Source organism: Tsukamurella pulmonis (assembly GCF_900103175.1).
Classification (GTDB): Bacteria; Actinomycetota; Actinomycetes; order Mycobacteriales; family Mycobacteriaceae; genus Tsukamurella; species Tsukamurella pulmonis.
The window spans coordinates 1,074,716-1,087,656 of record NZ_FNLF01000002.1 but is presented as its reverse complement, the minus strand read 5'-3'; the positions used below and the strand labels follow the sequence as shown (position 1 = coordinate 1,087,656).

Below are 12,941 nucleotides of genomic sequence, written 5' to 3'. Positions count from 1 at the left end.
TCAGCCCAGCCTTTCCGCGAGCTGCGCGAGCAGCTCGTCCTCGCTGAAGTCGTCGTAGTCGTCGGTGGCCGCCTCGGCCTCCCGGGCCTCGAGCAGCTCGGGGAGGATGCCCGCCAGGTGCGCCGTGAGGCCGTCGGCGCTCGGGTAGTCGAAGACCACCGAGGTCGGCAGCTCCTCGCCGACGGCGAGCGCGAGGGTCCGGGCCACGGTGACCACCGTGAGCGAGTCCATGCCGGCCTGGAAGAACCCCGCGCCCCGATCGAGCAGGGCCGGGGAATCGAGACCCAGTGCCGCGGCGACGATCTCGGCGACGGCGTCGCCGAGCAGCGACTCCCGGTCGGCGAGCGGGGCGGCCCGCAGCGCGGTCCGCAGTTCCGTGGCGCCGTCGGCCGTGTCGTGCTCGGCGGGCGCGTCCAGGTCGTCGACGATGCGCAGCGCGGCCCGCACCCGGTAGGCCGCGGCGAGCACGGGCCAGTCGGCGGCGACCACCACCGAGCGCACCGGCGCGCCGGGCGCGAGGGCGCGCGGCAGCGCGCGGATGGCGATCCCGTCCTCCATCGGGACCAGCCCCGACCCCTCGGTGGTCTCGCGGACCACGGCGTCCTGGGTCTCGTGCAGCGAACGCCACAGGCCCCAATTGATCACCGTCGCGGGCAGCCCCGCGGCGCGCCGGGCGTAGGCGTAGGCGTCGAGGTAGGTCGTGGTCGCGGCGTAGTGCCCGAGCCAGCGCGAGCCGGTCAGCCCCGAGATCGACGTGAACAGCACGAAGTCGTCGATGTCGACCGTGCGCGTCAGCCGGTCGAGCACGGCGACCGCGTCGAGCTTGGGGGCGAACATCGCGGCCACGTCCGCCTCGCTCATCTGCGCGAGCGTCACCGGGCCGCCGCCGAAGGCGGCCAGATGCACGGTGGACAGGCGCGGCAGATCGGCACCGAAACGACGCAGCAGCGGGGCGATGGACGCCTCGTCGGTGGCGTCGGCCGCCACCACGTGCAGCGTCGCGCCGCACTCGGCCAGTTCCGAGGCCAGGGGCTCGAGCCGGTCGCCCGGGTTCCGGGAGACCGCCACGACGGTGCGCGCCCCGGCGCGCACCAGCTCGCGGATCACTGTCGGTCCGAGGTTGCCGGTGGCGCCGACGACCAGGTGCGCCGCCTCGGCATCGACGACGCCGTCGCCCGCCGGGGTCGCGCCCCGCGCCGGGCGCAGGCGCGGCACGTGCCGCTCGCCGCCCCGGTAGACGACCTGGTCCTCGGCGTCCCGCCCGTCGGCCTGGGCCGCCTCGGCGCACAGGTAGCGGGCGAGGACGACCGCGGGCACGGAGGCGTCGACGTCGAGCAGCCCGCCGAAGTGCTCCGGGTGCTCGAGGGCGAGCGTGCGCCCTAGGCCCCACAACACGGCGTGCGCCGGGTCCGCCCGGTCGCCGACGTCGATCGGCTGCGCGTTGCGGGTCACCAGGTGCAGTCGGCCCGCACCGTGGGCGACGAGCGCGGTCACCAGCGCCCGCCCGGTGGCGAACATCGCGTAGCCGGCCCGCGGATCGAGCGGGTCCGCGGCGGGCACGGGCAGGTGGACGACGCGCTCGGCCGCGGTGAGCGCCGCCATGGCGGCCGCGCTGGGAATCGTTTCGGGCGTGGCGAACTCGTTCGCGGAGACCGTCGTGGCTCCCTCGCCGAGAGCGGCGGCGAGGGCCCACGCCTCGGCGCCGTCGCCGATCACCACCCAGCTGCGCGCCGGCGCCGGCACCTCCTCGGGCGTCTCCCGCGCGACCCAGTCGAGGCGGTAGCTCCAGTCGGCGGGCTCGCCGTCGCCGGGCCCGCCCGGTGCGCCGGCGGCGGAGGGCCGCCCGACGGACCGCTCCGCCAGCCAGTACGGGCGGTGCTGCCACGGCACGGTGGGCAGCAGTCCTGCGGCGCCCCGCGCCGCGGCCGGAGCCGCCGGGCGCGGCGGGCGGACGGCCGCCACGGAACGCCGCAACGCGACGAGGTCGTCACCGTCGCGCACGAGGGTGCCGAGCACGAGGGCGCCCTCGGGGAGGCCCCCGGCGATCGCGTGGGTGAGCACCGGGTGCGCACTGATCTCGATGAAGGTCCCGTGATGCGCGGCGGCGGCGACGGCGCCGCGCAGGTCGACGGGCCGCCGGACGTTCTCCGCCCAGTAACGGGCGTCGACGTGCGGCGCGCTCTCGCCCGCGCGCACCGTCGAGTAGAACGGGATCGATGGTGCCGACGGGGCCAGGTCCTCGAGCGCGGCCGTGAGCCGCCCCAGGATCGGATCCATCAGCGCGGTGTGCGAGGCGACCCGCATGTCCACCCGGCGGGCGAAGACGTTGCGGACCGACGCCTCCCGGATCACGGCGTCGACGGCCGCAGGAGGGCCGGCGATCCCCGTCTGGCCGGCGGCGGCGAGGACCGCGATCTCGACTCCCGCGTGAGGCGCGATGATCTCCGCCGCGGTCTCGGCGTCGACCCCGAGCATCGCGACGGCGCCGAGCCCGTCCCGCTCGGCCATCAGTGCGCCGCGCGCGGCGACCACGCGCAGCCCCTCCGCTACGGTGAGGGCTCCGGAGACGACGGCCGCGGTGACCTCGCCGACCGAGTGCCCGATGACGGCGTCGGGCTCGACGCCGTGCGCGCGCCAGGTCTGCGCGAGCGCCAGTTGCAGCCCGACCAGGGCGGGCTGCAGCCGCGCGTCGCCCTCGAAGGGCAGGCCGGCGGCGAGGGCCTCGCGCAGCGAGAACCCGGCCTCGGCCCGGAACTGCGGCTCGAGCCGGTCCACGGCCTCGGCGAAGGCCGGTTCCTCCGCGAGCAGGGTGCGGCCCATTCCCGCCCACTGCGCACCCTGGCCGGAGAAGACGAAGACGGTGCCGCCGTCGAGAGCGCCCGAGCGCACCGGGGTCAGCGCCGCATGGGTCTCGCCCGCGGCCAGGGCGCGGAGCGCGGCCGCGGCGCCCGCGGCGTCGCGCGCGGCGACGGAGGCGGTGACCGCGTGGCTGGGACGGCGCACGGCGAGTGCCGCGGCGACCGCGGGCAGGGGGCAACCGGCGCCGGCACCGTCGAACCAGTCGGCGAGGCGCTGCGCCCACGCCGCGAGCCGCGGCGCGCTCAGGGCGGAGAGCGTCAGGGTGGTCACGGGCTCGGCCGCGGGGGGCGCCGAGTACACCGCAGGGGGTGCCTCCTCGAGCACGATGTGCGCGTTGGTGCCGCCGAACCCGAAGGAGGAGACTCCGGCGCGGCGCGGCCGGTCGACGGCGGGCCACGGCCGCTGCTCCTGCACCACGGCGAGCCGCAGCTGGTCGAACGGGATGTGCGGGTTGGGGTCCGCGTGATGCGGGGTGGCGGGCAGCACGCGGTGCCGCAGCGCCAGTACGGTCTTGATCATCCCGGCGATCCCGGCGCCGCCCTCGAGGTGGCCCAGATTGCCCTTGACCGAGCCGATCAGCAGGGGCGCGTCGGCCCGCCGGCCCCGGCCGAGGACGGTGCCCAGTGCGCGCGCCTCGATCGGGTCGCCCAGCGGGGTGCCTGTGCCGTGGGCCTCGACGTAGTCCACGTCGCGGGGCGCCACGCCGGCGGCCGCGTAGGCGCTGCGCAGGACCGCCATCTGCGCCGCGGGGTTGGGCGCGAACAAGCCGTTGGAGAGGCCGTCCTGGTTGACGGCGCTGCCGCGGACCACGGCGAGCACGTCGTCGCCGTCGCGCTGCGCGTCGGAGAGCCGCTTGAGCACGACCACGCCGCAGCCCTCGCCGCGGACGAAACCGTCGGCGGCGGCGTCGAACGCCCGGCAGGTCCCGGTCGGCGAGAGGGCGCCGGAGGCGTCGAAGCCGCGGAACACGGACGGGGAGAGCAGCAGGTTCACGCCGCCCACCAGGGCGGTGTCGGACTCCCCCAGCCGCAGCGACTGGGTGGCCAGGTGCACCGCGACGAGCGAGGAACTGCAGGCGGTGTCGATGGTGAGCGACGGTCCGCGCAGGTCGAGCAGGTAGGACAGGCGGTTGGCGATGATGCTCAGCGCGCCGCCGGTGTTGCTCCACGCGTCGATCGCGGTCAGGTCCGCCGAGGAGAGGAAGCCGTACTCGCTCAGACAGGCACCGACGAACACGCCGGTGCGGCTGCGCCGCAACGATTCCGGCGGGATGCCGGCCCGTTCGAGCGCCTCCCAGGCCACCTCGAGCAGGATCCGCTGCTGCGGGTCCATGGCCGTCGCCTCCCGCGGCGGAACCCCGAAGAACTCCGCGTCGAAGCCCGCGATGTCGTCGAGCAGGCCGCCCCACCGGGTGGTGCGGGCCAGCACCTCGCCGACGGCCGCCTCGCCGTCGTCCCAGGGCGCCCACCGCTCGGCGGGCACCTCGCGCACGCCGTTGCGGCCGTCCGCGAGCAGCTCCCACAGCGCGTCGGGATCGTCGGCGCCGCCGGGGAACCGGCACCCGATGCCGACGACGGCGATCGGCTCGTCGGTGCGCCCGCGCGACGCGTCCTCGACGGCGGTCTCCGAGTCCTGCGCGGCGTCACCGGTCAGGTACGCGGCGAGCTGATCGATCGTGGGGTGCTCGAACAGCTCGACCGGGGAGACGGGCCGGCCCACGAACTCCCCGAGCTCGCCCGCGAGAACGACGGCGTCCTTCGAGCCCACGCCGAGGTCGATCAGGGGCGTCGCCGTGCCGAGGGCGGACGGATCGACGCCGAGGCGGTCGACGAGTTGCTCGACCATCCAGGTGCGGATGGTCGCGGCGTCCGGGTGCACCGTCGTCATAGTGCGTTCTCCTCCACGCTGTCGAACAGGCTCTCCAGCAGCCCGTCCTCGGTGTCGTCCGCGCTCTCGCCGGCCACTGGCGTCGCGCCCGCCACCGGCACGCCGACGCGTTCGGCGAGATGCCCCGCGAGGGAGCCCAGAGTGGGGTGGTTCCACAGCATCGTCACCGACAGTTCGGTGCCCACCAGCTCCTCGGCGTCGCGCCGGATGGACATGGCCATCACGGAGTTCAGGCCGATGTCCGCGAACGGGCGGTCGGTCGTGAGCTCGCCGGGGTCGAGGCGCAGTTCCCGGGCGACGATGCCGCGCAGTCCCTCCTCGATCCGGCTCAGCGCGAGGGCGGGATCCATCGCGGACCAGTCGGAGGCCGGCTCGCCCGCCGAGTCCGGCTCGTCCCGCTCGGCTGCCGGGATCGGCACCATGATCGCCTGGGTCACGCCGTGCGCCGCCGCGTGGTCCCACGCGGCGAAGGCCTCGCCGGGGCGGACGGGCCGCGATCCCACCCGGTCCAGCTCGTCGCGGACCACGGCGGCGTCGGCGCCGAAACCCATGCCGTCCCAGGCCACCCAGTCCAGCGCCAGGGTGTCGTCGGCGCCCTCGTGGGCGCGGCACCGGGCCAGGCCGTCGAGGTAGGCGTTGGCCGCCGCGTACGCGCCCTGCCCGGGGACGCCGAAGACGGCGCCGGCCGAGCCGACCAGGTGCAGGAAGTCGACGGTGCCGGGCGGGAAGGCGTCGGCGAGGGCCCGCGCGCCGGCGACCTTGGGCGCCAGCACGCCCCGGACCGCATCCGGCCGCAGCTCGGTGAGCAGGGTCGCGGACTGCACGCCCGCCGCGTGCACCACGCCGCGGATCGGCGGTGCACCGCGCTGATCGCGCTCGCGCAGGTACGCCTCGAGGGCTCCGGGCTCGGCCACGTCGAGGCGGACGGCCTCGACGGCGACGCCACGGCGCTCGAGCCCGATCACGGCGTCGATGCGGCGCCGGGTCTCCGGGTCCGCGGTACCGGCCCAGTCGTCGCGGCGCGGCAGCGCGGTGCGGCCGGCGAGCACGATCCGCCGGGCGCCGTGATCGGCGAGCCAGCCGGCGATGGCCGGCCCCAGCCCGCCCATGCCACCGGTCACGAGGTAGGCACCGTCGGGGCGGCAGCGCAGCGGGTACCCGGCACCGGTGGCCGTCAACGGCGCCGGCACGCCCGAGCTCAGTCGGCCGGCGCGCAGGCGCACCGGGTGCCGCAGGCCCCGCGCAGCGAGTGCCGTGGCGATGAGGGCGCCGTCCGCGGCGTCGACGGTGCCGGGCTCGAGGTCGAGCAGCCCGCCCCACGACTGCGGATGCTCGGCCGCGACGACGCCGGCCAGTCCCCACAGCACGGACTGCGCGGCCGCGTGCGGCGCGGCGCCGTCCGCGGCGCCGTCGGTGATGAGCCACAGGCGTGCCCGCGCACCGCCGGCGAGCATCGAGCGCACCAGTTCCAGCACGTCCTCGGTGTAGCGCTGCGCGGCGGCGGGGTCGCTCTCGCCGGGCCGCGGCCGGGCCACGTAGATCACCCGGTCGGCGGCGGAGGGCTCGGCGACGGGCCGCAGGCCGGACGCGGAAAGGGCCGACGCGACCTCGTCGGAGCCGAGGACCGCGACGTCGGCGACCGGGTCCGTCTCGGCGCCGGGGTCGAACGGGCTCCACTGCAGCGTGTGCACGATCTCCGCGGGCAGCGCGTCGGGCTCCTGCGCGGCGTCGTCGAGCGCGGCGAAGCGCAGCCCGCGCAGCGCGGCGAGGCCGGTGCCGTCCGCGGCGCGGACGTCGATGTCGACACCGTCGAGCAGGAACTGCGCCCCGCGGACGGACTGTCCGGGGCGCGCGGGCCGCACGACGACGGTCGCCTCGCCCTCCGCGGGCTCGCCGAGCACGTGCAGCGAGCGGACCGCGGCCGGGATCAGCAGCCGCGGATCGTCGAGAGCGATCATCCGGGCGGCGGAGACGGCGGCGTCGAGCAACGCGGTGAGCGGTGCCCGCCCGGCGGACACGGTGATGGACACGGCGTCCTCGTCGCCGTGCACGGCCTCGACGGTCCACGGGTAGGGCGTGCCGCTCACGCCCCAGTCCGCGGGCGGCCCGGCGGGCGGGGACTGCTCGATCGCCGCGGGGCCCGGCCCGGCGAGCGGAGTGGGCGCCGAGCCCGCGGCGATCCGCGCGCTCGCATGCCGGACCCACGGCCCCGACTCGCCGGGCGCGCTCGAGAGGGCGAGGGCCCCGTCGTCCGCGACGAGCTGGATCGTGCGTTCGCGGTCGAGCACCAGCGGGCGGTCGAAGGCGAGGCGATCGATCCCGGTGGCACCGATGTCGGCGGCGGCCGCCGCGAAGCTCTGCAGCAGCACCGAGATCGGCACGATCTCGACCTCGCGGATGCGGTGCCCGCCCGGGTACGGGCGCAGGGCGGGCGCGATCCGGGCGCGCCAGAGGTGCGCGGTGCCCGCGCCGGCGATCGGGATGTGGCCGCCGAGCAACGTGCCCGGGCGCGCGGCGGTGCCCGCGCCCGCACTGCGGCGCGCCGGACGGACCCAGTGCCGCGTGTGCCGCCACGGGGTGGTCGGCAGGTCCACGTGCGGGCCGCGCACCGCCGAGGCGATGGGCCGGCCCACGACGGCGAGCGCGGTGTGGACGTCGAGCTGCTCGTCGCCGTCGCGGAGCAGGGTGCCGGTGACCCGATGGCCCGGCTCGGGCAGGGATTCGGTGACGGCGTGGGTGAGGATCGGGTGCGGGGAGACCTCGACGAACGTGCCCCAGCGCGCGCCCGCGGCGTGCACGGCGTCCGCGAACCGGACGGGCGAGCGCAGGTTCTCGCACCAGTAGTCCGCATCGAAGACCGGCGACTCGGTGCCCGGACGCACGGTCGACAGCACCGGGATCGCCGGATTACGCGGGTTCAATCCGGCCAGCTCCGTGCGCAACTCGTCCAGGATCGGGTCGACGGTGGCGTGGTGCGAGGCCACGTCCACCTCCACGCGGCGAGCCAGAAGGCCGCGGGCCGCGACCTCGTCGATCAGGGCGTCGATCCGGTGCGGCTCGCCCGCGACGACGGTCTGCCGCGGCGAGGAGATCACCGCCACCGACACGCCCTCGAACCGCGCGGCCACCTCGTGCGCGGCCGCCTCGTCCATCTCGATCAGCGCCATCGCACCGCGTCCGGAGAGCTCGCGGCGCATGAGCCGGGAGCGGGTGCAGATCACGCGGAGTCCGTCGTCGACCGATAGGCCGCCGGCGACGATCGCGGCGGTGACCTCGCCCATCGAATGCCCGATCACCGCGTCGGGCACCACGCCGTGCGCGCGCCAGAGTGCCACCAGGGCGAGCTGCACGCCGACGAGCAGTGGTTGGATCCGGTCGATGCCCGTGACCGGCGCACCGGAGCGCAGCGCCTCGAGCAGGGAGTACCCCGCGTGCGCGGTGAACACCGGGTCGAGCTCGCTCACGGCGGCCGCGAAGGCCGGCTCCTCGTCGAGCAGGCGGCGGCCCATCCCGGCCCACTGCGAGCCCTGACCGGAGAAGACGAAGACCACCCCGGAGCGCGGCGCGGCCGCGCGGGCCGGCACCACTCCCGCGGCGCCCGCGCCGCCGCCGGCCAGTGCGCGCAAGCCGGCGATCGCGCCGCCGTGGTCGGCGGCCACGACGGCGCCGGTGCAGCGCCCGCGGGCGCGCCGGTACGCGAGCGCGGAGGCCACGGCCCCCAGATCCGTGGCGCGACCGGCGCCGTCGAGCCAGTCGGCGAGCACCGCGGCGAATCCCGCCACCCTGCTGGGCGATCCGGCCGAGACCTCGAGCCGGAACGGCCCACCGTCCGCGGGCTCGTCGGCCGCCTCGACGGCGGGGGCCTGTTCGAGGACGACGTGGGCGTTGGTGCCGCCGAAACCGAACGACGAGACGCCGGCGCGGCGCGGCCGGGGCGCGGTGGGCCAGTCGGTGTGCTCGGCGACGACCCGGAGTCGGTGCGCGTCGAACGGGATGTGCGGGTTGGGGGTGGTGTACCCGACGGTGCCCGGAATGCGGGCGTGGTGCAGCGCCAGCACGGTCTTGATGAAGCCCGCGACGCCCGCGGCGGCCTCCAGGTGGCCCAGACCGGACTTCACCGCCCCGAGCAGCAGCGGGGCCTGCGCCGCGCGCCCCCGGCCGAGCACGCCGCCCAGTGCGCGTGCCTCGATGGGGTCGCCGAGCAGCGTTCCCGTGCCGTGGGTCTCGACGTAGTCGACCTCGCCCGGCGCGACCCCGGCATCGGCGTAGGCCGCCCGGAGGACGGCGCTCTGCGCCGCCGGATTGGGCGCGGTGAGTCCGTTGCTGCGGCCGTCCTGGTTGACCGCCGAGCCGCGGACCACGGCGAGGACCCGGTCACCGTCGCGCTGCGCGTCCGCGAGCCGCTTGAGCACGACCGCCCCGCAGCCCTCACCGCGCACGTAGCCGTCGGCGGCGGCGTCGAAGGAGTGGCAGCGGCCCGTCGGGGACATGGCCTCGAGCTGATCGAAGCTGCGGGTGACGGCGGGCGAGAGCATCGTGTTGACGCCCGCCGCGATCGCGAGATCCGTCTCGCCCGAACGCAGGCTGCGGCAGGCCAGGTGGATCGAGACCAGCGACGACGAGCACGCGGTGTCGATGGTGACCGACGGGCCGCGCAGGTCGAAGGCGTAGGAGACGCGGTTGGCGATGACGCTCAACGCGCTGCCCGTCCCCGACCAGCCGTCCACCGTGCTGAGGTCGCTGCCGACCAGGTAGCCGTACTCCGCCGCGCAGGCCCCGGCGAAGACACCGGTGGCCGAGCGCGCCAGCGAATCCACCGGTATCCCGGCGTGTTCGAGCGCCTCGTGGGCGACCTCGAGCAGGAGCCGCTGCTGCGGGTCCATCTTCTCGGCCTCCTTGGGCGAGACGCCGAAGTGCTCGGCGTCGAAGGCGGCGACGTCGGCGAGGTAGGCGCCCCAGCGCGTGGTCGCGCGCGCGGCCTCCACGTTCTCCGGCGCATCGTCGACGAAGCCGTCCCAGCGGTCGTCCGGGACCTCACCGACGGCGCAGTCGCCGGCCTCGAGGAACGACCAGAAGGCCTCCGGCCCTTGGATGTCCGCGGGAAAGCGACAGCCGATGCCGATCACGGCGACGGCGTCGTCCGCGACACGGGCCACCGGGAGCGGCGCGCGCGGTCCCCCCTCCTCGGCCGCTCCCGCGAGGGCGCCCGCGAGCGAGTTCACGGAGGGGTGCTCGAAGAGCTCCTCGACGCCCACGCGACGGCCGAGCAGCTCGGTCAGCTCACCGGCCAGCACCACCGCATGGGTCGACCCGATCCCCAGATCACGCACCGGCGCATCCGGATCCACCTGATCCGGGGTGCAGCCGACGACGTCGACGAGGTGGCTGATCAACCACGTGCGAAGGGCGGCCTCGTCCGGGCCCGAGCTCATTGCGCCTCGCCGAGCCTCTGCAGCGAGCCCGAGCGGTACAGGTTGGCGGTCTCCTGGCGACGGGTCTTGCCACTCGTGGTGATCGGGATCGCCCCCTGCGGGACCAGCGCGACATCGACCACGCGCAGCGCGTGCTTCTGCGCGATGGCGGTGGTGACCCGGCTGCGCACATCGCGCACCAGGTCCGCGACCTCGGCGGGATCGGCGGGCAGGCGGCGCAACTCGGCGACGACGACCAGTCCCTCGGTGCCCTCGCCCGCGATGGCGAGGGCGGCGGTGCGCGCACCCGTGTGTGCGCTCACGGTGGCCTCGATGTCGTCCGGGTAGTGGTTGCGCCCGTCGATGATGATGAGGTCCTTGATCCGCCCGACGATGAACAGATCTCCCTCGAACATCACGCCGAGGTCGCCCGTGCGCATCCACGGCCCCTCCGGTGTGCCCTCGGAGGGTTCGGTGAGGCGTCCGTGGAAGACCTTCTCGGTGCGCACCGGATCGCGCCAGTAGCCCGCGGCGATGTTCTCGCCGTGCGCCCAGATCTCACCGACCCGGCCCTCAGGGCTCTCGATGCAGGTCTCGGGGTCGACGACACGGAACACGGTGCTGCGCGGCGAGCCGAGGCCCACCTGGACGGAGGCGTCGTCGCCGTCCACCGCCGCCTCGACCCGCAGCGCGTACCCCGCGGCGAGCTTCTCGAGATCGAAGGCCACGATGGGCAGTTCGCGCCCGGGCTCGAGCGACGAGACGTACAGCGTGGCCTCGGCGAGGCCGTAGGCGGGCAACTGCACCCCCTCCCGCAGCCCGAACTGCGCGAACCGCTCGTTGAAGCGCCGCACGGTGGCGGGCTGGACCCGCTCGGCGGCGTTCATGATCCCGTGCACCCGTTCGAGGGAGAGGCCTTCGAGATCCTCGTCGCGAGTGCGCCGCGCAGCCAGGTCGAACGCGAAGTTGGGGGCCGCGGAGTGCGCACCCGAGTACATCGCCAGCAGGCGGATCCACCGGGAGGGCTTCTGCAGGAAGGACACCGGGCTCGTGACCACGGCATGCCGGCCGGTACCGACCGGCGCCATGATCCCGAGCATGAGTCCGAGGTCGTGGAAGAACGGCAGCCAGGAGACGAGCGTCGTCTCCTCGGTGGGCTGTCCGCCGAGGTCGGCGAACTGATCGACCACGATCTGGTCGATGTTGAGCGCCACGTTCCGGTGGGTGACCATGACACCGGAGGGCGTGCCGGTCGAGCCCGACGTGTACTGCAGCAGTGCCGGGCGCGCGCCCGAGTGCTCGGTGCGGTACGCGCCGGCGGGGCTGTCGTAGTCGAGCGCATCGAGCTCGATCACCGTGATCGCCCGGCCCGCTACCGCGTTCACCGACGGCAGTACCGCGTCGATCGCCGTGGTGGTGGTGAAGACCGCCACCGGCTCGCAGTTCTCCAACACCTTCGACGCGCGCTCGTCGTGGGCGCCGAACAGCGGCACCGACAGCGGGACGGCGATGAAGCCTGCTTCCAGTGCGCCGAGGAAGCCGACGATGTAGTCCATCGACTGCGGCGCGAGGATGGCGACGCGATCGCCCGCGACGCCGTGACGCAACAGCTCGGCCGCGACGACCTGCACGCGCTGGTAGAGCTCCGACCAGGTCAGGGTCTCGAAGAAGCCGTCCGGATCGACGTCGTAGTCGACGAAGGTGAACGCCGGCTCGTCCGCCTGGGTCCTCGACCGCCGCTCCAGTGCAACGGGAATCAACTCTTCCGACCGGGAATCTGCTGACACTTGCTTCACACCTTCCGTGCCGACGACACGGGGACGACCTACCGATGTCCCCTCGGACTGACGCCCCACAACAAGTACGTCAGTTCACAGCCTTTTGCAACTGCGCGAAGTATGGCACGGATCGATTCGCCCCGTCTCGGGTTCACTCGATCGCTGAGTGTCGCCCGAGGAATGCGCTCACGTCACACGGGGCGTCAAAGATGCTCAGGTGCAACTGAACCAGCGCGCGGCTAACACCGCGTGACGTTGCGGGTCAGAGGGCCGCCCGGAGCCGCCCCTCGATCGCCGCCGCCAACTCCGCGGCATGCTCGTCCAGGTAGAAGTGGTGACCGCGCCGAACGTCGTCATATCGAACGACCGAGAAGTCCGATCTGCCCAGTGGCGCATATTATCCGTGGTCGCGATTGCATCATCCGCTGCAACGTAGGCCTGGATCGGGCAATCCAGCACCGCGTCCGCCGGGGCCCGGTAGCGGGTGATCGCCTGGAACCCCCGCAGCGTCGGCAGGATTCGTGAGGCGAACTCCTCGTGTGCGAGCAACTGCGGATCGATCCCCGTCATCGCAGCCGCCGCTGCGAGCAGCGCATCGTCGGAATCCGCGACGTCGTCGAAGCCACTGTGCCCCGGCGCAGCACACGCGGAGACGAACAGGGCGTCCACCGCACGACCCTGCGCGCCGAACCGGCACGCCGTCTCGAAGGCGACGAGTGCGCCCATGCTGTGGCCGAAGAACGCGATCGGACCGTCCCCCACGGTGTCCGGGGAGAGCTTGCGCCACAGGCGATCCACCAGCGACTCGATGCCGTCCAGACTCGAGACGTCATGCGCCCCACCGCGACCCGGATACGGGATCGCGATCCGCCGCAGGTCCGAGGAGAACTCCTGCGCGAACGGCACGTAGTACGAGGGCGCCCCACCGGCGTGCGGGAAGATGAACAGCGTCGCGGTACTCACGGTGTGCACCTTAATCACGATCGCGCGGCGCACCCCCGCGTTC

4 protein-coding genes are annotated in these 12,941 nt (G+C 74.6%); all 4 read right to left on the bottom strand.

Going from position 1 to position 12,941, the window contains the following annotated elements:
• The 4 genes from BLQ62_RS05485 to BLQ62_RS05470 all read right to left on the bottom strand — a co-directional run bounded on the left by BLQ62_RS05485 (position 1) and on the right by BLQ62_RS05470 (position 12,931).
• Positions 1-4,746 carry a type I polyketide synthase gene (locus BLQ62_RS05485; RefSeq protein ID WP_068566811.1) on the bottom strand — a complete coding sequence of 1,582 codons (4,746 nt, stop codon included), beginning with the start codon at positions 4,744-4,746 and terminating at the stop codon, positions 1-3.
• On the bottom strand, positions 4,743-10,178 hold the full coding sequence (locus BLQ62_RS05480) for a type I polyketide synthase (RefSeq protein WP_068566812.1): 5,436 nt from the start codon (positions 10,176-10,178) through the stop codon (positions 4,743-4,745). The genes BLQ62_RS05485 and BLQ62_RS05480 overlap by 4 nt, the downstream gene beginning before the upstream one ends.
• The gene (locus tag BLQ62_RS05475) at positions 10,175-11,944 is read right to left on the bottom strand and encodes a fatty-acid--AMP ligase (protein WP_068533160.1); all 1,770 of its coding nucleotides are present in this window, start codon (positions 11,942-11,944) and stop codon (positions 10,175-10,177) included. Before BLQ62_RS05475 ends, BLQ62_RS05480 begins: the two co-directional genes overlap by 4 nt.
• A gap of 204 nt (positions 11,945-12,148) precedes the next feature.
• Complete coding sequence (locus BLQ62_RS05470; RefSeq protein ID WP_331711112.1) at positions 12,149-12,931, bottom strand: thioesterase II family protein; 783 nt, start codon at positions 12,929-12,931, stop codon at positions 12,149-12,151.
• Positions 12,932-12,941: the final 10 nt, after the last annotated feature.